Raw genomic sequence first — 24,955 nt, 5'->3', positions numbered from 1 at the left:
AATTTGATGGTATTTTGGTAATTAGTTATCTTCGCAGGTTTCATTTTTAAATTCAGATATTATTCCATCGATTTTTGAAAAAAACCCACCCTCAACCTCTTTTGAACAAGCTTTATCAGATTTGCAATCCATCCAATCTTCTGAAAGACGAGAAACTTCCTTTTTCATTTCGCAAAGTAAAAGATTTTTATTCATAATATGGTTTTTCATATTTGATATGCCATGAATTCCATTGGCTGCTCTTATTGCAATATACTGACTATTTAAGAAATTCATATACTCCATAGTGTATTGATTGTTTTTATAGATACCCAGCCAATATCCTGCATAAACTGATATAGCAATGACTGTTGCTTTATATATATATTTTCTCATACAAATATTTTATTGACCAGGCGCTGACAAACCTGGGAGTGGCCCTGACTGCATGACTCTTAGCCTTTGGCTAATGCATTTTTCCCCAACTCCGATTTCGGATGGAGATGGAGGTCTTATCACTCCAACACCTCTAGAGTCCGGGGTAATGATGTCTGAGGGAATTGAAACTTCTTTGGTTTCTTTATTCTCCTGTTTCGTGCAAACAATTGCTTCGTCAGTCCTCTTCTGCATATCATCCTTGCCTGAGAGTTTGTTCATCAATTCTGCAAATGAATCCGCCACATCGGAAACTTTCTGTTTCGTCTGATTCCAGCCTTCAGCAATTTTCCCCGTTGATGTTGGATCTGGCTTTACCGGAGGTTTAGGCTTTTGCCCATAAAAACCACTTTTACCTCTCCCCATCTTATTTAATCCCAGTGGGTCAATCCAATCCACAGGATTTGTTGGGTAGCTGCTCATATTTGCACCTCCAGTCAACCCAATCGGATCCTGATTCACATAACTCCCCACCACCGGATCGTAGTACCGATGCCGGTTGTAATACAGCCCCGTTTCCCTGTCATGGTGCTGCCCCGGCAGCCGGATCGCCTGGTGCAGGCCCTGCGGGTTGTACTCCTGCAGCACATTGCCCCAGGGGTCCAGCTTCGCGGCCCAGGCCACCTGGCCGGTCTGGTCCGTCAGCGCCATGGGCGTGCCCAGGTGGTCGCAGTGGTAGTGGTGGATGGCGATGCGGGCGTGCTGTTCTTTTTCCTGTTCCTGCAGCTTTGCCTGCATGCCGCTGAGCAGGCGGGCCGTGCCCTCGGCCTGTTCGCCCAGCATGGCCTGGGCGCCGGGCGGCAGGCCGTTCTCCAGGGTGTGGCGCAGGTGGCGGGCGGCGTCTTGCTGCATGTCGCGCGGCATGGCGCTGAGCATGGTTTGCATCAGGGCCAGGGCCGGCCTGTGGTTGGGGTCGTCCTGGTCGGGCAGGCCTGCGGTGATGGCCTGCACCAGCAGGTGGGGCTCGCTTTGCGGGTCGCCGCTGGCCGTGGTGCTCAGGCGCACCAGGGGGGTGAAGCTGCCCGGTTCGTAGATGGTGTGTTCTATGTGGCGGGTGTCGTCGCCATGCTGCAGGCGTTCGGTGTGGATGAGGCGGTCGCCGTCCCAGCCGTAGTAGTGGGTGCGGGTGGATTCTGTGGAGTCCGCGCTTTCGACCTGCTGCTTGAGCCTGCGGCCCAGGGCGTCGTAGGTGTAGCGGCTGTGGTGGCGCAGTTGCTCGGCGTTGCCCTGGATCTGGCTGCTGCGCACCGCTATGAGCTGGTGGGCTCCGTCGTAGTGCAGTTGCTGCTGGCTGTGGTCTGCCTGCATTTGCGCGATGCGGTTGCCGCAGGGGTCGTAGCGCCAGACGCAGTCTTCAGTGAAGCCGATGCGGTTGTCTTCCCAGCGCTGCACGGGGCCTTGGCGCTGGCCTGCAAGGTGGCCCAGGCCCATGAGGTTGAAGTCGGTGTGCCGCCAGTGGGCGTGGACCTGGGCGGCCCAGTTGTCTTGGGTGTTCGTCTGGCCCGTTGCACCGGGTGCTGGCAGGCGGTTGCCAGCAGGGTCGATCTGCCAGCGGGTGGTGGTCTGGGGGTCCTGGCTGTCGGTGGCCGCTCTCAGGCGCCCGGCGCTGTCGTAACCGTAGCGCAGCAGTTGTGCGGCCTGGCCCGGGGCGCCGGCCTGTTCGATGGCAACGAGCTGGCCCAGGCTGTCGTAGTGGTAGCGACGGCCGAGGATCTGGCCGATGAGGGGCTGGACCAGGTGATCACGGCCTTCCGTGCTTTGCAGGCCTGTGGTGCCCAGGGCCGTGAGGCGGCCCAGGCTGTCCCATTGGCGTTGCACCTGCAGGGGGGTGTGTGCATCTGCTGCGGCGGTGGGTGGGTGCAGGCTGCGGCGGACTTCGCGGTGCAGGTTGTCGCGTTCGAAGTCGATGAGGCTGGCTCCGTTGAGCTGCAGTCCGTGCACATGGCCTGAGCCGTAGGTGAGCCAGGCGATCTCTCCCAGGCTTTGCAGTTGGCTGTGCTGGCGTGCGCCCAGCGCATCCAGGGTGTGGGTGATGCGGTGTTCGTATTCGATCTGCTCTGCGCCCCCGTTCCCGTCCTTGCCGGGCCGGTACAGCTGTTGCACTTCTGCGGTGATGCGGCCCAGCGCGTCGCGCTCCAGTGCTATGCGGCTTTGCAGTTGGATGGTGTTCTCTGCGGTGTTCTCGCCGGTGTGCTGCCAGACGCTGGCCGCCGTGAGGCGCCCGGCCGCATCCCATTCGTAGCGGTGGGTTTGTGCGGGCGCATGGGGTGTGGCGGGCAACTGCCGTTCGGCGAGGCGCCCGCCTTCGTCCCAGCGGTAGTGGCTGCTGGTTTGCTGCGCGGCGTTGCCGTCCGTGGCTTGCATGAGCTGGCCTGCCGCGTCCCAGCGGTAGCGCTGCAGCCGTTGGTCAAACCCTTCTTCCTGCACGAGCCGGTCCAGCGCGTCCCAGGCAAAGCGGCTTTGGGCACCGTTTTCGTTGACGAGGCGCAGGAGGCGGCCTGCGCTGTCGTATTCGAAGGCCAGGGTGAGGCCACCATGTGTTCGCTGGACCAGCCTGCCCCAGAGGTCGTAGCGCAGGTGGATGCTGTGGTCGGCGGCCTGGGTTTCGCTGGAGGTGCCGGCAGGCTGGGCCGGATCGATGCGCGTGAGGTGGCCTGCGCTGTCGTAGTGGTAGCGCTCGATCTGGCCGTTGGGCAGTTCGCTGGCCACGATGCGGCCCTGGCCATCGCGCTGGTGGCGTTGGCGCTGGCCCAGGGCGTTGTCCACTTCGATGAGCGCGCCCCAGCGGTCATAGTGGTAGTGCGTGCTGTGGCCCGAGCAGTCGGTGTAGCTGAGCAGTTGGCCCGCGTCGCTCCAGGCCAGCTGTTTGCTGCCGCCCTGGGCGTCTTCGATGCGCCGGGGGCTGTCGCAGGTGAGCGGCGCTTCCTGGGGGGCGGGGTAGTGGTAGCGCTCGGTGCTGCCGTCGGCCTGGGTGATCTGGGTGAGGCGGCCCCAGGCGTCGTATTCGTAGCCGGTGCTGGCCCCTGCGGTGTCAGTGCTTTGCAGCAGGCGGCCCGTGGCTTCGTCGTGTTCCTGCTGGGTGCTGCGCCCGTCGGGCAGTTGCACGCCGATGAGCCGGCCCTGGCCGTCGCGCCTGAGGTGGACGCTGCGCCCCAGCGGGTCGGTGCGCGAGGCCAGCCGACCGAAGCTGTCGTAGCTTTGCAGCCAGCGGCTGCCATCGGCCTTGTGGTGGGCGATGAGGCGCGACAGGCCCGCTGCGCCTTCGAAGTAGTAGGTCTCGATGCGATCCAGGCTGTCGCTGACGCGGGTGGCGGCACGCGGCTGGCCGTCCGGGCCCGGGGGCTGGGACAGGTAGTCGAAGCGGTAGCTGAGGCCTTCCTGGTTGCTGTGCTCGATGACGCGGGCGCCGGGCTGGGCGCTCTCGTAGCGGTAGCGGTGCCAGGGTCCGCTGGCATGGCGGTGGGCGCTGATGCGGTGGTGGTCCCATTCGAATTCACGCACGAGCTGGCCTGCGCGGTCGTGGACGGTGATGAGGTCGCCTGCGCTGCTGTAGCCGTAGCGCACGAGGGCAATGGGGGTGGACAGGGGATGCAACGGGTCCTGTGTGAGGTCCACGCCTGTGACTCGCCAGCCGTCGTCGGCGCCCCACAGTCCGTTCAGTCCCTGCGCATCCCTGCCGCCATGGATGCGCTGGTGCAGCAGCCGGTAGCGCCGGCCTGTGCCGTCGCTCAGCGAGACCAGGCGGCCTGCGGGGATGGGGTCCTTGCTCGCACTGTGGCCGGCCTCGGGCGTGGTGCCGTCGCTGTAGTGGTAGAGCTGGCGGCGCCCGAAGCGGTCGATCTGGGCCATGAGGCGCCAGGGATCGGCGACAGGCTCACCGGGCGCAGGACCAAAGCCCCAGAGGGTGTCGCCATCGCCGCTGACCGCGAGGATGGCTTGCGGGTTGCGCACCAGTGCCTGTTCCACATGCGACCACCGAGGATTGGCGGCCCAGGGCGCTGTGCCGCCGTCCGGCTCCGGGCTGCCGCCGCGCAGCAGCCAGATATCTTCGCTGGCACTGTGCAGCTGGCCGCCCGGCACCAGAGGCTGGTCGAAGGTGATGACGCGGCCGCTGGCATCCAGCAGCAAGGTGGCCTCTTCCTGCAGGCGGATGCTGAGCTCCTGCAGCAGGTGCCAGCCATGGCCCAGCAGGCCGCAGGCCGCGCCGTGCTCGGGGTTGACGTAGCTGCTGTACTGGCGCTGCCAAGCCACAGGCAGCGCGGCCGACGGCAGGGCAAAGTCCAGGTCTTCTGCGCCCCGCAGGACCTTGGCGCCGAGCTGGGGGTTCACAGGGGATCCGACGGTGATGCCGTCCGGGCAGACGGAGCAGGCCAGGCCGCCCTGGCTGCCGATGAGCACGGTGCGCGAGCCGGTGACGATCTTGCCCTTGACGACGCTGTCGGTGATGCGGGCTGCGGGTTTGCCACTCATGCGAGGCTGCTCCTGGAGAGATGGGGGAGAACGGGACGGCGGATGCGGGGAATGCAGGGGCTGCAGGACATGCGGGCCTCAGCAGTTGAGCCGGTCCATGGGCGAGAGAATCTGGATGTCGCCGGGCGTGATGCGGATGGTGCTTTCGCCGCAGGTCAGCAGGATTTCCTGCTGGGCTTCGAGCCGGATCTTGGCGGCGTTGAGCTGGATGCTTTGCCCATCCATGGTGAGCTGGGAGGCCTTGCCGCCTCCGCCTCCGCCACCGCCACCGCCACCGCCACCGGGCGCCGTGATGTTCATGGCCATGCCGCCACCGGCTCCGCCTCCCGCGCCACCACCACCGCCCCCACCGCCCACGGTCAGCGAGTACTGCGAGCCCACTTCCGTGCTTTGCTTGCTGCCGACCTTGACCTGGCGCTCCTGCCCCACGGTGAGGTTCTGGCTCATGCCGACCGTGGTCTGCATGGCCACGCCGATGTTCTCCATGTAGTTGACGCCGATGTTCATCATCTTCATCACACCCACGTTCTGCATGTAGGCCATGCCTATGGTCTGGGTCTTGAGCAGGCCCACCGTGACGTGCCAGTTCTGGCCTATCTTGTCGGTCTCGGTCTTGCCGATGGTCTTGCTGCGGTTCTTGCCGATGGAGATGTTCTCGTCGATGCCGACATCCTCATTGCGGTTGTCGCCGATGCTGATCTTCTCGTTGTGGTCCACCCGCTCCGTGCGGTTGTTGTGCACGGTGATGGTCTCGTCGCGGTCCACGGTCTCGGTGCGGTCGCGGTGGATGACGTTGGTCTCGTCCCGGTCCACGGTCTTGCGCCGGTCGTTGCCCACCCATTTGTCTTCGTCGTTCTCGACCTCGGTGAGCTGGTCCTTCTGGGCATGCAGCCACAGCTGTTCGGCGCCCGCCTTGTCCTCGAAGCGGATGGCGTTGGCGTCGCCCGGGCCGTTCTTCATGCCCGCGCCTGCGGCGCCGCCCTTGCTCGATCTGGTCTTGATGCCCGATTGCGTGGCGTTGGCCGGCAGCGCCCAGGGCGGCATGTTGGCCGCGTTGTAGACGCAGCCCGTGACCAGCGGGTAGTCCGGGTCGCCGTTGAGGAAGTCGACGACGACTTCATGCCCTATGCGCGGAATGGAGATGGCCCCGAACCCCGGACCTGCCCAGTTCGTGGCCACGCGGATCCAGCAGCTGGAGTTCTCGTTCATGCCGCCCAGCCGGTCCCAATGGAACTGCACCTTGATGCGGCCGTATTCGTCGGTCCAGATTTCTTCTCCGGCCGGGCCCACGACGACGGCGGTCTGCGGGCCCGTGGTGCGCGGCTTGGGCGTGGTGCGCGCGGGCGTGTAGGCAAGACTCGTGGGCTGAGCCTGCAACTCGTAGCGCTGGAAGGAGCCGTCTTCCGCGGCGCTGCCCTTGGCGCCCGGGGCCACGGCACTGACGCGGGGGTTCTCCTTCAAGTGGTAGCTCAGGCCCGTGATCAGGTACTGCTGGTTCTGGTCGCCGCGCGGGTAGTTGTAGAGGCTGAACGTGTAGCCCGTGGCCAGCGCCCGGTGGCAGGACTGGCCCCGCACCCGGCTTTGGCCCGTGAGGCTTTCCTTCAGGCGCACGCGGATGTAGGCCTCTCCATCGCCGTACTCCGTGTAGCCGCCCGGCCATTCGTAGATTTCGTGGCCGTCATGGGCGTGGCCCGGCGGGTCGCGCCGCAGGTGGGTGAGGTCGGCCCGGGGTTTCTTGAAGTCGTAGTCATCGCTGTAATGGCGGCCCGATTTGATTTCCTGCTCCAGATGCCAGGCGTGGATGTTTTCCTGATCGCCTGCGGCGGCTTTTTCGGGGGGATAGAAGGGAATGGATTCACCACCGGGCAATGCGCCGTGCGAGGCAATGATGTCGTCGCACAGCACCAGGGTGTGCTGGCCCGAGGCATGCTCGAAGAAGTAGTAAATGCCTTCGTGCTCCATCAATCGCGAGACAAAGTCGCAATCGCTTTCGTTGTATTGAACGCAGTAGTCCCAACTGCGATACGCACGCGTGAGTTTCTTTTGCAGGGGATGGCCATAGACGCCCAATACCTGCTCGATGATGTCGGGCACGGTCTGGTTCTGGAAGATGCGAAAGTCGCTTTGGCGCGTGGCCAGCCACAGCCAGGGGCTCAGGCGCGCCTTGTAGGCGTAGTGGCGGTGGTCCTGGCCCTGCATGCCAAAGCGGGTGACGATGCCGTCGATGAAGCGCCTGCCGCCGCCCTGGGTTTCTATTTCTATGGTGGCGTTTTTGCCCAATAGGGCCTTGGGATCGATGCTTTCGCTTTCGCTGAGCATTTCCACATCGAGGCTGAAGAGCTGGCTGATGTTTTCCTGGCCGCGCAATTCACGGAAATGCAGCTGCTCGCCCAATGGCGTGTGTATGGTGACTCTGCGTGTCATAGTGCGCGCCGCCCTGGGGGCGGCCTCCCTGCTCTTGGTGAGCGGGGATCATAGACAAGCCGATGGCCATAGGGCAATCAAATGAGGGGTCGGAAATATCCTGGATATGTAAGCAATTGCCTTATCTGGGATGCAAGGTGGTGTTTATTTGGAAAATCATCGATATCGGAATACCCCGATGCAGGCGTTTTGAGAGTCCCTGCTTACGGTGCGTTCTAGCAATACCAGGCCTCTTAGGGCAGAGCAAGCAGGATTGCAATGTGATATGCACTATATTGGTGCATTTTTTATGATGCGCCATGTGAGTGCCCGCTATCGCCGCATCGGTGCACATTTTTTGCACAAAGCCGGTGCATCGCTGTGTGTTGCAGCGCCGCATTGGGGAGCCGGAAAGGCGCACGCCCCGGCATCAAAAGACTGGCACGGTCCGTGCTTAACCCGGTTGTCACGAAATTTTTCAAACCGGAGGATCCCATGTCCCGTGCCAGCCTCAAGTCGCTCGCCATCGCCTGTGTCGCCATCGCTCCGCTCTGGGCCCACGCCCAGCTCACAGCCAATGTGTCCCTGACGACGAACTACAAGTTCCGCGGACAGGACCAGGACACGGGACGCAACAAGGCCGTCAAGCCTGCCCTGCAAGGCGGTTTCGACTACACCTTCGGCGACAGCGGCTGGTACATCGGCAACTGGAACTCCAGCGTGGACTGGCTCCCCCGCAATTCGCTGGAAACCGATTTCTACGGCGGCTACAAGTTCAAGGCCGGCGAGGTGGACCTGGACTTCGGCGCGCTGCAGTACCTGTACTCGGGCAATTCCAGTGGCAACACCACTGAGCTGTATGGCGCGGCCACCTATGGACCGTTCACGGCCAAGTACTCGCACACCGTGTCCAAGGACTACTTCGGCTGGGCTGGCGAGAAGGCCGGCTCGGGACTGTCGGGCCGCAACACCGGCTACCTGTGGCTGGGCTTCACCCAGGAAGTGATGCCCAAGGTGACGGTCAAGGCATCGCTGGGCTTCACCCGCTTTGCCAGCGACATCAAGGGCCTGGGCGTGCCCAACTATATGGACTACAGCGTGGGCGGCGCCTACGACTTCGGCGACGGCGTGTCGCTGGGCGCGGCCGTGACGGGTGCGAACAAGAAGTCGTACTTCGGTGACGTCAACAAGGCGCGCCTGATCGTGACGCTGACCAAGACCCTGTAACCGGACCTGAGGAGCAAAGCATCATGAAACTGGTGACCGCCATCATCAAGCCCTTCAAGCTCGACGAGGTGCGCGAGGCGCTCTCCGACATCGGCGTGCAGGGCATCACCGTGACCGAAGTCAAGGGCTTCGGCCGCCAAAAGGGCCATACCGAGCTGTATCGCGGCGCGGAATACGTGGTCGATTTCCTGCCCAAGCTGCGCCTGGAGGCCGCCGTGCCCGACGCGCTGGTGGACCAGGTGATCGATGCCATCGAGGCCGCTGCGCGCACCGGCAAGATCGGTGACGGCAAGATCTTCGTGCTGCCCATCGAGCAGGCCGTCCGCATCCGTACCGGCGAGACCGGCGACAGCGCACTGTGAGTTTCAACCCCTCGTTTCCCGAAAGACTGCCATGACCAAACGACTTCTTTCCATGGGCCTGGGGCTGGGCCTGCTGGCCGCAGGCGCCGCTGCCCTGGCACAGGAGCCCGCCGCCGCTGCAGCCGTTGCCGATGCGGCCGCTGCAGCAGCCCCCGCCGCTGCGGCCGCAGCCGAGGCGCCGGCCCCCGCACTCAGCGCCGGTGACACGGCCTGGATGCTGACCTCGACCATGCTGGTGATCCTGATGGTGATCCCGGGCCTGGCACTGTTCTACGGCGGCCTGGTGCGCACGAAGAACATGCTGTCCGTGCTCTGCCAAGTGTTCGTGATCTTCTCGCTGATCACGCTGCTGTGGGCCGTCTACGGCTACTCGCTGACCTTTGCCGGCGAAGGCAACTTCTTCGGCGGCTTCAGCAAGATCTTCCTCAAGGGCATCGCGCCCGACACGCTGGCCGGCGCGCTGCCGACCATTCCCGAGTACGTGTTCGTGGCCTTCCAGTCCACGTTCGCCGCCATCACCGTGGCCCTGATCGTCGGCGCCTTCGCCGAGCGCATCAAGTTCTCGGCCGTGATCCTGTTCTCGGTGCTGTGGTTCACCTTCAGCTACATCCCCATGGCCCACATGGTCTGGGGTGGCGGCCTGCTGGGCAAGGACGGCGCGCTGGACTTCGCCGGCGGCACCGTGGTGCACATCAACGCCGGTATCGCCGGTCTGGTGGGCTCCTACATGCTGGGCAAGCGCATCGGCTTCGGCCGTGAAGCCCTGCCTCCGCACAGCCTGACGCTGACCATGGTCGGTGCCTCGCTGCTGTGGGTGGGCTGGTTCGGCTTCAACGCCGGCTCGGCAGGTGCTGCCAACGGCATCGCCGGCCTGGCCTTCATCAACACCATCGTCGCCACGGGCGCCGCCACCATCTCCTGGCTGGCTGCCGAAGCTCTGCACAAGGGCAAGGCCTCGATGCTGGGTGCCGCCTCGGGCGCCGTGGGCGGCCTGGTGGTCATCACCCCGGCGGCCGGCCTCGTGGGCCCCATGGGCGCCATCGTCATGGGCCTGATCGCCGGTCCCGTCTGCCTGTGGGGTGTGTCGGGCCTCAAGAAGCTGCTCAAGGTCGATGACGTCTGCGACGTGTTCGGCGTGCACGGTGTGGGCGGCATCCTGGGTGCCATCCTGACCGGCGTGTTCTGCGCCTCCAGCCTGGGCGGCATCGAGCCCGCAGACTTCAACATGGGCCATCAAGTGTGGGTGCAGGTCAAGAGCGTGCTGCTGACCATCGTCTGGTCCGGCGTGGTGGCTGGCATCTCCTACAAGATCTGCGACCTGGTCGTCGGCCTGCGCGTCAGCGAAGAATCCGAGCGCCAGGGCCTGGACATCACCACGCACGGCGAGGTGGCGTACTACCGCTGATCGGTTTCCAGGGAGTTCATTGCGGATTGGCCTCGGTGCTTGCACCGGGGCCTTTTTTGCTTTGGAGCCGCTGCAGAGATGGCGTCTTTGCTTTTTCGTCCCGGCTGTTTTGCGCCGCACGCAGAACTTCAAGCGCGCCGTTCAAAAAATTCACGGGTCCGCACCGAGGCGCAAAAGGGCCCAGCCGCTACGATGCAGGCCATGGATTCAGCCCAAAGCCACCTCCTCCAGATCGCCCAGCGCGTGCGCGCTGCTGCGGCCGACGCCACGCCGCTGCGCATACGCGGCGGCGGCACCAAGGATTTTCACGGCCTGGCCCTGCAGGGCGAGCTGCTGGACACGCGGGCGCTGGCCGGCGTGGTCAGCTATGAGCCCAGCGAACTCGTCGTGACCGTGCGCGCCGGCACGCCGCTGGCCGAGGTCGAGGCCCTGCTGGCCGCCCAGGGCCAGTGCCTGGCCTTCGAGCCTCCGTATTTCAATGGAGACAGCAGCAACGCCACCGTGGGCGGCATGGTGGCCAGCGGCCTGTCCGGGCCGGCGCGCGCCAGCGTGGGCGCCGTGCGCGACTTCGTGCTGGGGCTGGAGATGATCAACGGCCAGGGCGAGCTGCTGCGCTACGGCGGGCAGGTCATGAAGAACGTGGCGGGCTACGACGTCTCGCGGCTGATGGCGGGCTCCTGGGGCGCGCTGGGCCTGATCACCGAGGTCAGCCTCAAGGTGCTGCCCGTGGCGCCGGCCGAGGCCACGCTGCGCTTCGCGTGCAGCCAGCAGCAGGCGCTGGACTGGCTCAATGCCTGGGGCGGGCAGCCGCTGCCGCTCAATGCCAGTTGCTGGCTGCAGGAGGAGGGCACAGCCCAGGGCGTGCTGTACCTGCGCCTGCGCGGCGCGCGTGCCGCCGTGCAGGCGGCCTGCGAGCGCCTGGGTGGCGAGCGTGTGCAGCGCATGGACCCTGTGCATGCCGCTGCCGACTGGCAGGCCTGCCGCGAGCAGCAGCTGCCCTGGTTCACCGCACGCGCGCCGGGCCATGCGCTGTGGCGCCTGTCCGTGCCGCAGACGGCTCCGGCCCTGGCGCTGCCGGACGGCTGCACGGGGCCGCTGATCGAATGGCACGGCGCATTGCGCTGGGTGCAGGCGCCGCGTGCGCTGGGCCATGCGCTGCGCGCGCTGGCAAAAGCAGCGGGCGGATCGGCCACCTTGTTCCGCTCCGAGGCCGCAGACCAGCCCGGCACCGAGCCCGATTTCGACGCCCAGGCGGCCGATGCCACGGCCGCGCTGCATGCGCGGCTCAAGCAGGCCTTCGATCCTGCGGGCATCTTCAACCGCGGCCGGCTGGCCGCCGCCTGGTAGGCCGGGCCAACGCCTGGCTCCGCCCATGCGCATGCGCCACCACCTGCACCTGCTCACGGACCGGCACCGCACGGTGGCCAGCAACCGCACGCTGGGCCTGCTGCTGGCCTTCAACGCGGGTGCGGTGAATGCGGGCGGCTTTTTGCTGGTGCACTCCTATACCTCGCACATGACGGGCTTTGTCTCGCTGCTGGCCGACAACCTCGTGCTGGGCAATACGGCGCTGGTGCTCAGTGCCTGCGGCGCGCTGCTGGCCTTTCTGTGCGGCGCGGCCGCGACATCGCTGCTGGTCAATTGGGCGCGCCACCACCGGCTGCGCAGCAGCTATGCGCTGCCGCTGCTGCTGGAAGCCGCGCTGATGCTGCTCTTCGGCGTGCTGGGCGCGGCCATGCTGGCCTGGCCCACGCCGTTCGCCGTGCCGCTGGCCGTGCTGCTGCTGTCCTTCATCATGGGGTTGCAGAACGCCACGGTGACCAAGATGTCGTCCTCGCAGATCCGCACCACGCACATGACGGGCGTGATCACCGACCTGGGCATGGAGCTGGGTCGAGCCCTTTACTGGAATCGCCATGGCAGCCCGCCCGAGCACCGGGTCCACGCCAACCATGTGCGGCTGCGGCTGTTCGCAGGGCTGTTGTCCATGTTCCTGCTGGGCGGCATTGCGGGTGCGCTGGGTTTCCGGCACCTGGGCTTTGTGTTCGTCGTGCCGCTGGCCGTGGTGCTGTGCCTGCTGTCCCTGCCGCCGCTGTGGGCCGACCGTGCGCGGCTGCCCCTGCTGCTGGGCCGGCGGGCCGCGCCTCGCGCGTGACCGCCGCGTCCGGCTGCCGCGCCTGACCGTTCCCCGATACCCATACAACAAGAGCCCCACCATGCAGACCCAACTCGCACCCCAGTACCGCGCCACGCCCGAGGGCCAGGAGGCCGAAGCCATTCTGCGCAAGTGCGTGCACTGCGGCTTTTGCACGGCCACCTGCCCGACCTACCAATTGCTGGGCGACGAGCTGGACGGGCCGCGTGGCCGCATCTACCTGATCAAGCAGGTGCTGGAGGGCGAGACGCCCACGCGCGCCACCCAGCAGCATCTGGACCGCTGCCTGACCTGCCGCAACTGCGAAAGTACCTGCCCCAGCGGCGTGCAGTACGGCCACCTGGTGGACATAGGCCGCAAGATCGTCGAGGAACAGGTGCCGCGCCCCTTCGGCGAGCGCGCCAAGCGCTGGGCGCTCAAGGAGGGGCTGAACTCGCCGCTGTTCGCCCCGGCCCTGAAGCTGGGCCAGGCCGTGCGCGGCCTGCTGCCCGAAGTCCTGGCCGAGAAAGTGCCCCAGCCGCAGGATGCGGGCGCCTGGCCCGTGCGCGAGCATGCGCGCAAGGTGCTGCTGCTGGCCGGATGCGTGCAGCCGGCCATGATGCCGCGCATCAACTTCGCCACCGCGCGCGTGCTGGATGCGGCCGGCATACAGACCGTGATCGCGCCCAAGGCCGGTTGCTGCGGCGCCGTGAAATTCCACCTCAACGACCAGGAAGGCGGCAAGGCGCAGATGCGCGCCAATATCGACGCCTGGTGGCCGCAGGTGGACAGCGGCGCGGTGGAGGCCATTGTCATGAATGCCTCGGGCTGCGGCGTCACCGTCAAGGAATACGGCCATCTGCTCAAGGACGATGCGCAGTACGCGGACAAGGCAGCCCGCATCAGCGCCCTCACGCGCGACCTGAGCGAGCTGCTGCCCGAACTCCTGCCCGAGCTGGCTGAGCGCCTGCAGGGCAGGGTGCGCGCACCGGCCGCGCCCATGGCCTACCACCCGCCCTGCACGCTGCAGCATGGGCAAAAGCTGCGCGGCGGCGTGGAAACCCATCTGGCCAGGCTGGGCTTCGAGCTGCGCGTGGCGCGCACCGAATCGCACCTGTGCTGCGGCTCGGCGGGAACCTACTCGGTGCTGCAGCCCGAACTCTCGCACCAGTTGCGCGACCGCAAGATCGGTGCGCTGACCGAAGGCTTCGATGCCCAGCGGCCCGCCGCCATCCTCTCGGCCAACATGGGCTGCATCGTCCACCTGCAAAACGGCACGGACCTGCCCGTGCGCCACTGGATAGAGGTGCTGGACGAGGCCCTGCTGGCCTGAGACCCGCCGCGTACCGACTGCGCATCTGTGCCTCCAGCGCGACGCCGTGGGGCCTATGCCCGCGCAAGCCTTTGCAATGCTGGCATGATGCGGGGTTTCGTTTTCTCCAAGCCCACGTGCTCCGCCATGACTGAATCCGTGTCTGAACCGCAAGAACAGAGCGCCGCGCTGCCGGCGGACGCCGCTGCCGGCACCGAGCCGCAGGCTGCAGCCAGCGCCGATGGCCAGGGCCGCAAGCGCTCGCGCCGTGGCGGACGTGGCCGCAACAAGGGCAAGGCCACCGAGCCTGCCGCCGATGCCGCATCCGGCACGGCCGCCAGTGCCGAGGCCAACGCTTCCAGGCCCGTGCGCACCCAGCACCCGCTGCTGGCGCAACTGGCCCAATGGCATCCGAACCTGTTCGGCGAGCAGCCGCTGCCGCTCAAGCGCGGCATCTTCGAAGACCTGCTGGCCGCCCATCCTGAAGCCATTGACCGCGACCAGCTCAAGCTGGCCCTGTCCCAGCACACGCGCTCGAGCCGCTACCTCACCGTGGTGGCCAGCGGCCAGGCCCGGCATGACCTGCAGGGCCAGTCGGTCGAGGCCATGGCGCCCGAGCATGTGCACCATGCGCTGATCGAAGTCTTCCGCCGCCGCCAGCACCGCTCGCCCGAAGACCTGGCGCCCAAGCTGCGCAACCGCATCATCGCGGCCTACGAGGCATCGGGCCTGTCGCGCGACGACTACGCGGCGCGCGTGCAAGGCCGTGACGAGGCCACCAACACCCTGGTGGCCGAGGCACTGGCCGAGGCCGATGCGCGCACCGCCCGCGACGAGGCGCTGCTGCGCGCCTTCGAGGCCAGCGGCCAGACCTCCGAAGCCGGCTTTGCCGACATGTACGGCATGAACCCGCGCCAGGTGGCGCAGCAGCTGGAACGCGCCCGCCGCCGCCTGCAGACGCAGGCGGCCTAGGCACAAGGACCGGCACCAAAGACCGGCAGCACCGCCTGCCGGCACACTCCACCGCCGCGTGCCCGGCAAGGGACGCGCCGGTGCACCTGCCCTGGATCACAGGCGGCATCTCTGCAGCGGACCCTTCCGCCAGCACGCAGATGCCCACCAGGGGCGGGCCCGGGGATGAACTGTTTCACGGACGCCGCTGCACCCGGCCACGGGGCGGCGGCGCCTTGCCGTGCGCGCTCGTTCCCGTGGGCTGAACACGCGCGCAAGGCACTTCAAAGCAAAAAAGCAAAAGGAGACTTGCGATGTGGCTGGGTTTGTCGTTGTTCTACGTGGGCGCCGTGCTGTGCCTGAACGGCCTGTGGATGCTGGGGCGCATTGCCGACCGGGAGATCTGGGTCATCAACGTGTTCGCGGGCCTGGTCTCGCTGATCATCGGCCTGGCCTCCGCCTTCGGGCCCGAGCCTGATGCGGCTTCGGTCAAGACCGGCGCGCTGACCCTGCTGTTCGCCTTCACCTACCTGTGGGTGGCCATCAACCGCTTCACGGGCGCCGATGGCCGGGGCCTGGGCTGGTTCAGCCTGTTCGTGGCCATCACCGCCGTGCCCGTGGCCATCGACACCGTGCTGGGCGCGCGCACCGCCATCGACTGGTGGATGGCGGCCAACTGGGCGGCCTGGGCCGTGCTGTGGGCCATGTTCTTCGTGCTGCTGGCCCTGGGCCGCAACATCGGCCGCGTGACGGGCGCCCTGTGCATTGCGCAGGGCGTGCTCACGGGCTGGCTGCCGGGCTACCTGCTGCTGGCCGGGCAGCTCACGGGCTGATTGCGCAGCCTGAGTACGGGCGGGGCGTCAAGCCCCACGCCGCCGTGCATGCGCCAGTGCAGACAGCAGCGCGGCCGCGATGATGCAGGCGCCGCCCAGCAGCGTGCGCGGCGTCAGCACCTCGCCTGCAATCAACACCGAGGAGACGCTGGCAAACACCACCTCGGCCAGCATGACCACGGCGGTCACGCCGGCCGGCAGGCGCGCGGCGCCGAACTGCAGCGCCCAGTTGCCCAGCATCAGCAGCACGGCCAGGCCGGCGGCAATCAGCATCCAGCCGGCCTGCGGCGCAGGCATGGGCGGCACCAGCCCCACGCTGCTGCCCGCGAAGGCGCTGGCCAGCCCCATGGCCATGCAGCCGCTGAACATGGCCAGCATGCGCGCCTGCGCCGGCACGGCTTGCAGGCGGCGCAGCAGCACATTGGTCAGCGCAAAGGTGAAGCCGCCGAACAGTGCCAGGCCGTCGGCAAGCGACAGACCGCGCAGCAGCCCGGGCGAGCCGCCGCTGAATGTGCCCTCGGGCACCAGCACCAGCGCCACCCCGCCAAAGGCCAGCAGCAGCCGCGTCAGCGCGGCCGGCGTGGGCCGCTCGCCCAGGATCTTCCAGGCCAGCAGCACGGACCACGCCGGCATCAGATAGAACAGCAGCACCACGCGCACCACATCGCCAATGGTCACGGCCCAGTTGAAGGCGATGTTGTTGCTGCCCGCGCAGGCGCCCAGCAGGATCAGCGCCGGGTACTGCAGCGCCTGGCGCAGGCTGGCCGGGCGCAGCGCCACCAGCCCCGCCAGCACCAGGGCATACATCAGCGCCGTGGCCCACAGCGGATGCAGACCGGCCTCGTGCATGGCGCGAAACGGCCACCAGGCCAGACCCCAGACCAGGGTGTTGAACAGCAGGGCGAGAACGGGGAGCGGGCTATGCATAAAACCACGAAAAAGTGCCCGGTCAGGCAAAGCCCGCACCGAACACAATACGAGAAGACCATTTAGACCAGGCCTATCAATCGATAGCGCCCTATGGAACTGGCGAGGCCCAAAGCGAGAGACACCGAGCCAGGGCCGCCCCGCCGCGAGGGTGTCGTCCCCCCTGGGGGAAGGCGCAAAGCGCCTCAGGGGGGTAGTCTCAATGGCAATCCTTGCGGGCAATCACCAGCAGGCGCTCGACTTCCTCGGGATGGTTGCGCACGTTGCTGACGTGCCAGCGGCCGATCAGCCACATGATGCCGGCCACCACCAGGCCGAACACCGTGATGGCGCCGAAAGCCGACAGTCCGAACTTGGTGGACAGCGCATAGAAGGCACCCAGCGCCAGGATGCAGGCCTGCTCGTTGAAGTTCTGCACGGCAATCGAGCGGCCCGCGCCCATGAGGTTGTGGCCGCGGTGCTGCAGCAGCGCATTCATGGGCACGACCAGGAAGCCGCCCAGGCCGCCCAGCAGGATCAGGAAGGGAATGGCCACCCACACGCTCTTGATGAAGATCATGGCGATCACCAGCAGGCCCATGGTGATGCCCAGCGGAATCACGCGCGTGGCGTTGTCCAGCCGCATGCGCATGGACGCGAGGATGGCGCCTGCGGCCGTGCCGATGGCCACCACGCCCACCAGGGCCGATGCCTGGGAGGTGCCGTAGCCCAGGGCCGCCGCGCCCCAGGCCAGCACGATGTAGCGCAGGTTGCCCGACACGCCCCAGAACAGCGTGGTCGTGGACAGCGAGATCTGGCCCAGCTTGTCTCCCCACAGCCGCTGGCTGCAGGTCCAGAAGTCGGGCAGCAGGGCCAGGGTGTTGGCCAGCAGGCTCTTGCTGGGGTCCTGGCGCAGCGGGCGCAGGATGGTGTCGGTCAGCGGAATGCGCAGGTTGAACCAGGCGGCCAGCGCATAGACGCCGACCAGCACGGCAATCGCCGCTTCGGCGGCCGTGTCCACGCCCGTGTCCAGCAGCGGCAGGTCGAAGTCCAGCAGATGGGCCGAGATGCCCGGGCTCAGCAACTGCCCGCCCACGAGCACGCCCAGGATGATGGAGGTGATGGTCAGCCCCTCGATCCAGCCATTGGCCTTGACCAGCTGGGAGGCGGGCAGCAATTCGGTGAGGATGCCGTACTTGGCCGGCGAGTAGGCCGCTGCGCCCAGGCCCACCACGGCGTAGGCCAGCAGCGGGTGGTTGCCGAACAGCATCATCAGGCAGCCCACGATCTTGATCGCATTGCTGATGAACATCACCCGCCCCTTGGGCAGGGCGTCGGCAAAGGCGCCGACGAAGGGGGCCAGGATCACGTAGAACAGCGCGAACATGGGCACCAGGGCGGCGCGCTGCCACTCGGGGGCGCCATTGGTGCGCAGCAGTTCCACGGCGGTCACGAACAGGGCGTTGTCTGCCAGCGAGCTGAAGAACTGCGCTGACATGATGGTGTAGAAACCGCGCTTCATGGATAGGCAGATGGGGTCAGCTGCAGGGCTGCTGACCGGTTAAATAAGGACCCCGTGGCAAGTGACTGGCGGTTATATCACGCGGCCTTTGGCTGGCAGTGCCAGAATCCCAAGCTTCTGACTGAGTGAAAACCATGCCGCGTCCCATTCTTGCCACCATCCATTCCGCCGCGCTTCGCCACAACCTGGAGCGGGTGCGGCAGGCGGTCCCCGATGCCAAATTGTGGGCCGTGGTCAAAGCCAACGCCTATGGCCACGGTATCGAGAACGTGTTCGAGGCCCTGCGCGGCGCCGACGGCTTCGCCATGCTGGACCTGGCCGAGGCCGAGCGCGTGCGCCAGCTGGGCTGGCGCGGCCCCATCCTGCTGCTTGAAGGCGTCTTCGAGCCGCGCGACCTGGAGCTGTGCTCGCGCCTGTCCATCTGGCATGCCGTGCACTGCGACGCCCAGATCGACTGGCTGGCCGCGCACAAGACGCAGAACGGCCACCGCGTCTTCCTCAAGATGAACTCCGGCATGAACCGCCTGGGCTTCACGCCCGAGCGATACCGCGCGGCCTGGGCCCGGCTGAACGCCTTGCCCCAGGTGGAGGAAATCTCGTTCATGACCCATTTCAGCGATGCCGACGCAGGGGCCGGACAGCCCGGAATCTCGGCACAGCTGCAGCGCTTTCATGACGCCACGCGCGACCTGCCCGGCGAGCGCAGCGTGGGCAACAGCGCAGCCACGCTGCGCCAGGGCGACGATGCGCTGGTGCGCTGCGACTGGGTGCGGCCGGGCATCGTGCTCTACGGCAGCGCCCCCGACTATCCGCAGCACACGGCGGCCCACTGGGGCCTGCAGCCCACGCAGACGCTGAGCTCGCGCATCATCGGCGTGCAGCAACTGAGCGAGGGGCAGAGCGTGGGCTATGGATCGCGCTTCACGGCCGACGGCCCCCTGCGCCTGGGCACCGTGGCCTGCGGCTATGCCGACGGCTATCCACGCCACTGCGGCACGGGCACGCCCGTGCTGGTGAACGGCGTGCGCACCCGCACCCTGGGCCGCGTGAGCATGGACATGCTGGCCGTGGACCTGACGCCCGTGCCCGATGCCGGCATGGGCAGCGAGGTCACACTGTGGGGCCGCGCCAGCAACGGCGCCGTGCTGCCCATCGACGAGGTGGCCGAGGCCGCAGGCACGCTGGGCTATGAACTCATGTGCGCCGTCGCGCCGCGCGTGAACAAGACCATCGATTGATCAGGGCGCGGCTTCCACGCTGTCCCTGGCCCGCTCCAGCAGCGCCATCAACTGCTGTTGCGCGGCGGGCTCCCAATCCTTGAGCAGCCGGGCCGCCAGCGCCTGGCGCGACTGGCGCAGCCGGTCGAACAGGGCCTGCCCCTGGGGGCTGAGGCTCAGGCAGCGCACGCGGCGGTCGCGGGCGTCCGGTTCGCGGTCCAGCCATCCCTGCTCCTGCAGCTGCGCCAACATGCGCGCGAGCTGGGCCTTGTCCATGTGGCTGTGATCGACCAGATCCCTTTGCGTGCGGCCCGGGTGCCGGCCCACGTACATCAGCACGCGCACCTCGTTGGGCGTCAGCCCGGGCTCCATGGACTCCATGTCCTCGCGCATGCGCGAGCGGAACAGGTGCAGCAGCTCGTGCATGGCCTCGAAGATATCGGCGGGCAGGGAGGCATTCATGGCAGGGTCTTGTGGAAATACGTTGACAAAGTCAACGGATGACAGAGAATTGGTGGACTAAATCAACATTCTAGGCCGTCGCAGGCCGTTTCGCCAATGAACTTGCCCAATCCAGCCACCTCTGCCGTGACACCGGCTCCCGTCGTCCAGCGTGTCCGCCATTCCTTCCGCGCCCGCCATGTGCAATTGCTCTCGCGCGAGCAGCCCAGCCCCGGCTTTGTCCGCCTGACCCTGGGCGGCCCCGATCTGGAGGACTTCGTGAGCGCCGGTTTTGACGACCACGTCAAGCTCATCCTGCCGCAGGCCGGGCGCGAACTGCCCGCGCTTCCCGTGCTGCTCGATGGCCGTCCGACCTTCGTGGAGGACGAACGCCCCACCTTGCGCGACTACACGCCGCTGCGCTACGACGCCGCGCGCCAGAACCTCATCATGGATTTCGCGCTGCACGATGCCGGCCCCGCCACCGAATGGGCGCTGACCGCCCCGCTGGGCCAGTGGGTGGGCCTGGCCGGGCCGCGCGGCAGCTTGGTGATCTCGGTCAACCTGCCATGGCATTGGCTGTTCGGCGACGAGACCGCCATGCCCGCCATCGAGCGGCGCCTGGCCGAGCTGCCCGCCGGCAGCCGCGCCGTGGTGCGCGTGCAGCTGCGCAACCCGGCCGACCGCCGCCAGTGGAGCAGCACGGCCCGGCTGGACTGCGACTGGGTCGAATCGCTGGCCGATGCCGTGCAGGCGTTGGAGCTGCCCCAGGACGACGGCTATATCTGGGCGGCGGGCGAGCACAGCGCCATGGCCGAGCTGCGTCGCCTGCTGCTGGCCAAGGGCGCATCGCCCAAGCGCATGCGCGTGGCCTCTTACTGGAAGCAGGGCACGGCCGACCACCATGAAGACCTGAACGATCCCAGCTGACCTGCCTGGAGAAAAGAACGGATAGCACAGACGAAAAAAAGCCCACCGAAGTGGGCTTTTTTTCGTGGTGGTTGCGCGAGAAGGATTTGAACCTCCGACCTTTGGGTTATGAGCCCAACGAGCTACCAGACTGCTCCATCGCGCGGTAATCCGCAGTAATTTCGTTTTCACTGCATTTTCTGCAGCGAAGAAGTGAACTATAACCGATATCTTTCCGTCACGCAACTGCGATAGGCGCGAAACATGCGTGCCAGGGCGGCTGCCACCCCTCGGTATAGTGCTCACCCCATGGCCAAAGACAAAACCACGTTCATCTGCAATGCCTGCGGAGGCACCAGCCCGCGCTGGCTGGGCAAGTGCCCGGCCTGCGGGGCCTGGAACTCGCTGATCGAGGCCGTTGCCGAGCCTGCGAGCGCGGGCAAGAACCGGCTCAGCCAGCCCCAGGGCTATGCGGGCCTGGCCAATGTCCAGGCCGTGATGCCGCTGTCGGCCATCGAGGCCCAGGACGTGGCGCGCACGCCCAGCGGCATCGAGGAGCTGGACCGCGTGCTGGGCGGCGGCATTGTCGAAGGCGGCGTGGTGCTGATTGGTGGCGATCCCGGCATCGGCAAGTCCACCCTGCTGCTGCAGGCCATGGACGCGCTGCACCGCGTCGGCCTGCCCACGCTGTATGTCACGGGCGAGGAAAGCGGTGCCCAGGTCGCGCTGCGCTCGCGCCGCCTGGGACTGGAGGCCAGCCAGGTCAACGTGCTGGCCGAGATCCAGCTGGAGAAGATCCTCGCCACCATGGAGGCCACCCAGCCGGCCGTGGTCGTCATCGACTCCATACAGACCGTGTACTCGGACCAGCTGTCCTCGGCGCCGGGCTCGGTGGCTCAGGTGCGCGAATGCGCGGCCCACCTCACGCGCGCGGCCAAGACCACGGGCATCACCGTGATCCTGGTCGGCCACGTGACCAAGGAAGGCGCACTGGCCGGCCCGCGCGTGCTCGAGCACATGGTGGACACGGTGCTCTACTTCGAGGGCGACACGCACAGCAACTTCCGCCTGGTGCGCGCCATCAAGAACCGCTTTGGTGCCGTCAACGAGATTGGCGTCTTCGCCATGACGGAGAAGGGCCTCAAGGGCGTGACCAACCCCAGCGCCATCTTCCTGTCCCAGCACAGTGAGCCCGTGCCCGGCTCCTGCGTGCTGGTCACGCTGGAGGGCACGCGCCCCATGCTGGTGGAGATACAGGCCCTGGTCGACCAGGGTGGCCCCGCGCCCCGGCGCCTGTCCGTGGGCCTGGACCGCGACCGGCTGGCCATGCTGCTGGCCGTGCTCAGCCGCCACGCGGGCGTGGCCTGCGCGGACCAGGATGTGTTCGTCAACGCCGTGGGCGGCGTGCGCATCAGCGAGCCTGCGGCCGACCTGGCCGTCATGCTGTCCATCACCTCCAGCCTGCGTGGCCGCGCCCTGCCCAAGGGATTCCTCGCCTTTGGCGAAGTGGGCCTGGCCGGCGAAGTGCGCCCCGCGCCGCGCGGCCAGGAGCGACTGAAGGAAGCGGCCAAGCTGGGCTTCACCATGGCCGTGGTGCCGAAGGCCAACGCGCCCAAGAAGGCCATCCCGGGTCTGACCGTTCATGCCGTCGAACGCGTGGACGAGGCCATGAACATCGTCCGAGGGATGGGCTGACGCTCTTGCCGAGCGCATTGCGGGGGCATACGCACTGTCCGCAGCGGCCCTGCGGCGCCTCCATAAGACAATCGGCGCCATGAATTTGCGCAATATCCTGATTCCTCTGGGCCTGCTCGTACTGCTGGTGGCTGCGCACCAGTCCTATGGCTGGATGGGTGTGGTCGCCGTGGGCGGCGGCATCATGATGTGGCTGCTGCTGCATTTCACGCGGCTGATGTCCATCATGAGGAAGGCCGCGGACCGGCCCATGGGCTATGTGGGCAGCGCCGTGATGCTCAACGTCAAGCTCAAGCCCAAGGTCTCGCTGATGCACGTGGTGGCCATGACGCGCTCCCTGGGAGAGCGCCTGTCCGAAGACGGCCAGCAGCCCGAGATCTACCGCTGGACCGACGGCACGCAGTCGCATGTGACCTGCGAGTTCAAGAGTGGCCGTCTCATGAAGTGGACCCTGGTACGCCCCACGCCCGAGCCCGAGCCGGCGTCTGCGGCCCCCGAGGCAGCCCCTGCGCCCTAAAATACCGGGTTGGTGTTCTGTTCAATACCCCCAAGGATGTTCCTATGAGCCCCGTTGTTCCCTCGATGGCCGACCGTGACGGCAAGATCTGGATGGATGGCCAGCTGGTGGACTGGCGCGATGCCAAGATCCATGTGCTGACCCACACGCTGCACTACGGCTGCGGCGCATTCGAGGGCGTGCGGGCCTACAAGTCCGAGCAGGGCACGGCCATCTTCCGCCTGGAAGACCACACCAAGCGCCTGTTCAACAGCGCCAAGATCCTGCGCATGCAGATCCCGTTCACCCAGGAAGCGGTGAACCAGGCCCAGGTCGAGGTCGTGCGCGCCAACCAGCTGGAATCGTGCTACCTGCGCCCGCTGACCTGGATCGGCGACCGCAAGCTGGGCGTCTCCCCCAAGGGCAACACCATCCACTTGATGGTCGCGGCCTGGGCCTGGGGCGCCTACCTGGGCGAGGAAGGCATGCAGCGCGGCATCCGCGTGAAGATCTCCAGCTTCACGCGCCACCATGTGAACATCACCATGAGCCAAGCCAAGGCGGTGAGCAACTACACCAACTCCATCCTGGCCAACACCGAGGCACTGGACGACGGCTATGACGAGGCCATCCTGCTGGACGCCTCGGGCTTCGTCTCCGAAGGCTCGGGCGAGAACATCTTCGTCATCAAGGACGGCGTGGTCTACACGCCCGACCTGTCGGCCGGCGCGCTCAACGGCATCACGCGCAACACCGTGATGCACATCTGCAAGGACCTGGGCCTGGAAGTGGTGCAAAAGCGCATCACGCGCGACGAGCTGTACATCGCCGATGAAGTCTTCTTCACCGGCACGGCCGCCGAAGTCACGCCCATCCGCGAGGTAGACCGCATCGAGATCGGCGCGGGCAGCCGCGGCCCTCTCACCGAAAAGATCCAGCAGGCCTTCTTTGACATCGTCAACGGCCGCAACCCCAAGTACGCCCATTGGCTGACTCGGGTCTGAACATCCCTAGAGACCCACGAAAGAGATAAGCAAGCATGACAACGAATGCCACCGTCGAACTGGCGGCCAAGGACCTCAACGCCCAGGGCGGCGTGTTCTGCCCCAGCCCCAAGGCCGACATGAAGCTGTGGAACAGCCATCCCAAGGTCTACCTGGACGTGGCCCACACCGGCGAAGCCAAGTGCCCCTACTGCGGCACGCTGTACCGCCTGAAAGCCGGCGAAGTCTTCGCAGGCGGGCATTGAACAAAGCGGGCCTCGGCCCGCTTTGTGTGTCTCAGCGCGCCGACAGCGCGCGGCCCCAGATGCTGCCGGGCGCAGCACCTCCGTGCAAAGCCAGCATGTCCGTGAAATGGCGCCGCTCCCCGCCGCGCAGCTTGACGATGGGCGCCGCCACCTGCGGCGCCTTCGCCAGGCACAGCTGGGGGTAGAGCAGGTACCACTTCCAGCGCAGGGCAGAGTGATAGAAGAAGGCCGTGTCCTCGGCCTTGAACAGCGTGAGCCGGGCATCGGGCAGGCGCCGCATCACCTGCTGGGCCGTCACATGGATCAGAAGGTAATTTGGATCGGGAATGCCCTGCAGCAGCTCGGCGGCGTCGGGCCGCGACTGCAGGCGCTGCAGATAGGCCTCGGGGCCGTCCACGATCAGCGCCTGGTGAAACTCCTTTTGCCATTCCGATACAAAGCGCGAGCCGGCCGGAGCGCAGAATGACCAGCTTTCGATCACGGGGTAGCGCCTGTCCCTGGTGAAGCCCTCAAGGTAGAAGCCTGCCAGCTCGGCAGCGCCTGCGCCGGGGGAGGCGCTCATCCAGTCCAGTGGCGCGGTCAGCAGCGTGGTGGCGTCGAACCAGTAGCCGCCGTGGTGTGCCACCAGGTACAGGCGAAGCCAGTCCGATTGCTTGGTGGGATGGAGTTCGGCAAACGCCGCAGGAAGGTCGCCGCAGGCGACGTACTGGCCCAGGTTCTCTGGCGTCACGACGATGACCTGGTGATCCGGGCACTGCCGCCGCCAGCTGTCCACGCACTGCTGGACGAAGGGATCCAGGCCGGACTGGTTCCAGTACGTCCAGATCGTTTTCGGGATTTCCGCTGCAAGACCATCGGCTGCCGGGGGCGATGGGGGCAGCTGCAAGGGCGCAGGCATGGTGTAATCTGCGCCGATTTTGGAAGGCGCCGCCCAGCGATGGAGCAGCCTGAATAAGACCGCAGGAATTTTTTTCATGAGCGGATGGAAAGCGGAATGCCCGCATTTTGG

The 24,955-nt window shown here is 66.3% G+C and carries 22 protein-coding genes and 1 tRNA gene; 14 read left to right on the top strand and 9 right to left on the bottom strand.

Going from position 1 to position 24,955, the window contains the following annotated elements; genetic code table 11:
* Nucleotides 1-21: 21 nt before the first annotated feature.
* The 3 genes from A4F85_RS30720 to tssI all read right to left on the bottom strand — a co-directional run bounded on the left by A4F85_RS30720 (nt 22) and on the right by tssI (nt 7,308).
* Entirely contained in the window at nt 22-375 is a 354-nt protein-coding gene (locus tag A4F85_RS30720; RefSeq protein WP_143289993.1) for a hypothetical protein, read from the bottom strand.
* A 9-nt stretch (nt 376-384) separates the two neighbouring features.
* Nucleotides 385-4,884 carry an RHS repeat-associated core domain-containing protein gene (locus tag A4F85_RS22395; RefSeq protein ID WP_231890594.1) on the bottom strand — a complete coding sequence of 1,500 codons (4,500 nt, stop codon included), beginning with the start codon at nt 4,882-4,884 and terminating at the stop codon, nt 385-387.
* 78 nt (nt 4,885-4,962) lie between these two features.
* Nucleotides 4,963-7,308 carry a type VI secretion system Vgr family protein gene (gene tssI, locus A4F85_RS22390; protein ID WP_063327734.1) on the bottom strand — a complete coding sequence of 782 codons (2,346 nt, stop codon included), beginning with the start codon at nt 7,306-7,308 and terminating at the stop codon, nt 4,963-4,965.
* A gap of 474 nt (nt 7,309-7,782) precedes the next feature.
* On the opposite strand from tssI, the gene A4F85_RS22385 reads away from it, so the two are divergent.
* From A4F85_RS22385 to amt, 3 genes are read left to right on the top strand one after another with little or no spacing between them, the layout of a single operon-like run.
* On the top strand, nt 7,783-8,514 hold the full coding sequence (locus tag A4F85_RS22385) for a TorF family putative porin (RefSeq protein WP_013800176.1): 732 nt from the start codon (nt 7,783-7,785) through the stop codon (nt 8,512-8,514).
* A 23-nt stretch (nt 8,515-8,537) separates the two neighbouring features.
* Nucleotides 8,538-8,876 carry a P-II family nitrogen regulator gene (locus A4F85_RS22380; RefSeq protein WP_012202241.1) on the top strand — a complete coding sequence of 113 codons (339 nt, stop codon included), beginning with the start codon at nt 8,538-8,540 and terminating at the stop codon, nt 8,874-8,876.
* 31 nt (nt 8,877-8,907) lie between these two features.
* Entirely contained in the window at nt 8,908-10,281 is a 1,374-nt protein-coding gene (gene amt, locus A4F85_RS22375) for an ammonium transporter (protein ID WP_170962109.1), read from the top strand.
* A 16-nt stretch (nt 10,282-10,297) separates the two neighbouring features.
* Here amt and A4F85_RS30715 read toward each other — a convergent pair whose 3' ends face one another.
* Nucleotides 10,298-10,435, bottom strand: a complete 138-nt coding sequence (locus A4F85_RS30715; protein WP_156179898.1) for a hypothetical protein — start codon at nt 10,433-10,435, stop codon at nt 10,298-10,300.
* Nucleotides 10,436-10,473: 38 nt separating this feature from the next.
* Between A4F85_RS30715 and glcE the strand changes: the two genes are divergently transcribed.
* From glcE to A4F85_RS22350, 5 genes are all read left to right on the top strand, one after another.
* Nucleotides 10,474-11,628 carry a glycolate oxidase subunit GlcE gene (gene glcE, locus A4F85_RS22370; RefSeq protein ID WP_063327733.1) on the top strand — a complete coding sequence of 385 codons (1,155 nt, stop codon included), beginning with the start codon at nt 10,474-10,476 and terminating at the stop codon, nt 11,626-11,628.
* 25 nt (nt 11,629-11,653) lie between these two features.
* Nucleotides 11,654-12,436, top strand: a complete 783-nt coding sequence (locus A4F85_RS22365) for a YoaK family protein (protein ID WP_012202244.1) — start codon at nt 11,654-11,656, stop codon at nt 12,434-12,436.
* 61 nt (nt 12,437-12,497) lie between these two features.
* Nucleotides 12,498-13,748 carry a glycolate oxidase subunit GlcF gene (glcF, locus tag A4F85_RS22360; protein WP_063328057.1) on the top strand — a complete coding sequence of 417 codons (1,251 nt, stop codon included), beginning with the start codon at nt 12,498-12,500 and terminating at the stop codon, nt 13,746-13,748.
* A gap of 84 nt (nt 13,749-13,832) precedes the next feature.
* Nucleotides 13,833-14,699, top strand: a complete 867-nt coding sequence (locus A4F85_RS22355) for a ProQ/FinO family protein (protein ID WP_034397802.1) — start codon at nt 13,833-13,835, stop codon at nt 14,697-14,699.
* Nucleotides 14,700-14,992: 293 nt separating this feature from the next.
* Nucleotides 14,993-15,511 (top strand): AmiS/UreI family transporter, encoded by a 519-nt coding sequence (locus tag A4F85_RS22350; RefSeq protein ID WP_063327732.1) that lies wholly within the window; start codon nt 14,993-14,995, stop codon nt 15,509-15,511.
* A 27-nt stretch (nt 15,512-15,538) separates the two neighbouring features.
* On the opposite strand, the gene A4F85_RS22345 is transcribed toward A4F85_RS22350, so the two are convergent.
* Together A4F85_RS22345 and lplT are read right to left on the bottom strand one after the other, a co-directional pair.
* The gene (locus tag A4F85_RS22345) at nt 15,539-16,438 is read right to left on the bottom strand and encodes a DMT family transporter (protein WP_034397804.1); all 900 of its coding nucleotides are present in this window, start codon (nt 16,436-16,438) and stop codon (nt 15,539-15,541) included.
* 199 nt (nt 16,439-16,637) lie between these two features.
* Complete coding sequence (gene lplT / locus A4F85_RS22340; protein ID WP_013800185.1) at nt 16,638-17,939, bottom strand: lysophospholipid transporter LplT; 1,302 nt, start codon at nt 17,937-17,939, stop codon at nt 16,638-16,640.
* A gap of 134 nt (nt 17,940-18,073) precedes the next feature.
* Here lplT and alr point away from each other — a divergent pair, with 134 nt between their 5' ends.
* Nucleotides 18,074-19,177 carry an alanine racemase gene (alr, locus tag A4F85_RS22335; RefSeq protein ID WP_063327731.1) on the top strand — a complete coding sequence of 368 codons (1,104 nt, stop codon included), beginning with the start codon at nt 18,074-18,076 and terminating at the stop codon, nt 19,175-19,177.
* Here the strand turns inward: alr and A4F85_RS22330 are convergent, their stop codons facing one another.
* The gene (locus tag A4F85_RS22330) at nt 19,178-19,618 is read right to left on the bottom strand and encodes a MarR family winged helix-turn-helix transcriptional regulator (RefSeq protein WP_012202251.1); all 441 of its coding nucleotides are present in this window, start codon (nt 19,616-19,618) and stop codon (nt 19,178-19,180) included.
* Nucleotides 19,619-19,714: 96 nt separating this feature from the next.
* On the opposite strand from A4F85_RS22330, the gene A4F85_RS22325 reads away from it, so the two are divergent.
* Nucleotides 19,715-20,527, top strand: coding sequence for a siderophore-interacting protein (locus A4F85_RS22325; RefSeq protein WP_063327730.1), 813 nt, complete (start codon nt 19,715-19,717; stop codon nt 20,525-20,527).
* Between the two features lie 68 nt (nt 20,528-20,595).
* On the opposite strand, the gene A4F85_RS22320 is transcribed toward A4F85_RS22325, so the two are convergent.
* Nucleotides 20,596-20,672, bottom strand: a tRNA-Met gene (locus A4F85_RS22320).
* A gap of 143 nt (nt 20,673-20,815) precedes the next feature.
* Here A4F85_RS22320 and radA point away from each other — a divergent pair.
* The 4 genes from radA (at nt 20,816) to A4F85_RS22300 (ending at nt 23,946) form a co-directional block, all read left to right on the top strand.
* Complete coding sequence (gene radA, locus A4F85_RS22315; RefSeq protein WP_043821911.1) at nt 20,816-22,201, top strand: DNA repair protein RadA; 1,386 nt, start codon at nt 20,816-20,818, stop codon at nt 22,199-22,201.
* Between the two features lie 79 nt (nt 22,202-22,280).
* On the top strand, nt 22,281-22,718 hold the full coding sequence (locus A4F85_RS22310; RefSeq protein ID WP_063327729.1) for a hypothetical protein: 438 nt from the start codon (nt 22,281-22,283) through the stop codon (nt 22,716-22,718).
* A 44-nt stretch (nt 22,719-22,762) separates the two neighbouring features.
* Nucleotides 22,763-23,701 (top strand): branched-chain amino acid transaminase, encoded by a 939-nt coding sequence (locus A4F85_RS22305; protein ID WP_034397818.1) that lies wholly within the window; start codon nt 22,763-22,765, stop codon nt 23,699-23,701.
* A gap of 35 nt (nt 23,702-23,736) precedes the next feature.
* Nucleotides 23,737-23,946 (top strand): zinc-finger domain-containing protein, encoded by a 210-nt coding sequence (locus A4F85_RS22300; protein WP_012202256.1) that lies wholly within the window; start codon nt 23,737-23,739, stop codon nt 23,944-23,946.
* Nucleotides 23,947-23,977: 31 nt separating this feature from the next.
* Here the strand turns inward: A4F85_RS22300 and A4F85_RS22295 are convergent, their stop codons facing one another.
* Nucleotides 23,978-24,844 (bottom strand): capsular polysaccharide synthesis protein, encoded by an 867-nt coding sequence (locus tag A4F85_RS22295; RefSeq protein WP_063327728.1) that lies wholly within the window; start codon nt 24,842-24,844, stop codon nt 23,978-23,980.
* Nucleotides 24,845-24,955 lie beyond the last annotated feature (111 nt).

The sequence above is a fragment of the Delftia sp. GW456-R20 genome (assembly GCF_001622915.1).
GTDB classification, from domain to species: Bacteria; Pseudomonadota; Gammaproteobacteria; order Burkholderiales; family Burkholderiaceae_C; genus Comamonas; species Comamonas acidovorans.
This window is presented reverse-complemented; position numbering and strand designations above follow the sequence as displayed.

Coding starts and splice junctions, on each gene's coding strand:
- A4F85_RS30720 (WP_143289993.1), bottom strand. CDS start 375: ATGAGAAAATATATATATAAAGCAACAGTCATTGCTATATCAGTTTAT.
- A4F85_RS22395 (WP_231890594.1), bottom strand. CDS start 4,884: ATGAGTGGCAAACCCGCAGCCCGCATCACCGACAGCGTCGTCAAGGGC.
- tssI (WP_063327734.1), bottom strand. CDS start 7,308: ATGACACGCAGAGTCACCATACACACGCCATTGGGCGAGCAGCTGCAT.
- A4F85_RS22385 (WP_013800176.1), top strand. CDS start 7,783: ATGTCCCGTGCCAGCCTCAAGTCGCTCGCCATCGCCTGTGTCGCCATC.
- A4F85_RS22380 (WP_012202241.1), top strand. CDS start 8,538: ATGAAACTGGTGACCGCCATCATCAAGCCCTTCAAGCTCGACGAGGTG.
- amt (WP_170962109.1), top strand. CDS start 8,908: ATGACCAAACGACTTCTTTCCATGGGCCTGGGGCTGGGCCTGCTGGCC.
- glcE (WP_063327733.1), top strand. CDS start 10,474: ATGCAGGCCATGGATTCAGCCCAAAGCCACCTCCTCCAGATCGCCCAG.
- A4F85_RS22365 (WP_012202244.1), top strand. CDS start 11,654: ATGCGCATGCGCCACCACCTGCACCTGCTCACGGACCGGCACCGCACG.
- glcF (WP_063328057.1), top strand. CDS start 12,498: ATGCAGACCCAACTCGCACCCCAGTACCGCGCCACGCCCGAGGGCCAG.
- A4F85_RS22355 (WP_034397802.1), top strand. CDS start 13,833: ATGATGCGGGGTTTCGTTTTCTCCAAGCCCACGTGCTCCGCCATGACT.
- A4F85_RS22350 (WP_063327732.1), top strand. CDS start 14,993: ATGTGGCTGGGTTTGTCGTTGTTCTACGTGGGCGCCGTGCTGTGCCTG.
- A4F85_RS22345 (WP_034397804.1), bottom strand. CDS start 16,438: ATGCATAGCCCGCTCCCCGTTCTCGCCCTGCTGTTCAACACCCTGGTC.
- lplT (WP_013800185.1), bottom strand. CDS start 17,939: ATGAAGCGCGGTTTCTACACCATCATGTCAGCGCAGTTCTTCAGCTCG.
- alr (WP_063327731.1), top strand. CDS start 18,074: ATGCCGCGTCCCATTCTTGCCACCATCCATTCCGCCGCGCTTCGCCAC.
- A4F85_RS22330 (WP_012202251.1), bottom strand. CDS start 19,618: ATGAATGCCTCCCTGCCCGCCGATATCTTCGAGGCCATGCACGAGCTG.
- A4F85_RS22325 (WP_063327730.1), top strand. CDS start 19,715: ATGAACTTGCCCAATCCAGCCACCTCTGCCGTGACACCGGCTCCCGTC.
- radA (WP_043821911.1), top strand. CDS start 20,816: ATGGCCAAAGACAAAACCACGTTCATCTGCAATGCCTGCGGAGGCACC.
- A4F85_RS22310 (WP_063327729.1), top strand. CDS start 22,281: ATGAATTTGCGCAATATCCTGATTCCTCTGGGCCTGCTCGTACTGCTG.
- A4F85_RS22305 (WP_034397818.1), top strand. CDS start 22,763: ATGAGCCCCGTTGTTCCCTCGATGGCCGACCGTGACGGCAAGATCTGG.
- A4F85_RS22300 (WP_012202256.1), top strand. CDS start 23,737: ATGACAACGAATGCCACCGTCGAACTGGCGGCCAAGGACCTCAACGCC.
- A4F85_RS22295 (WP_063327728.1), bottom strand. CDS start 24,844: ATGCCTGCGCCCTTGCAGCTGCCCCCATCGCCCCCGGCAGCCGATGGT.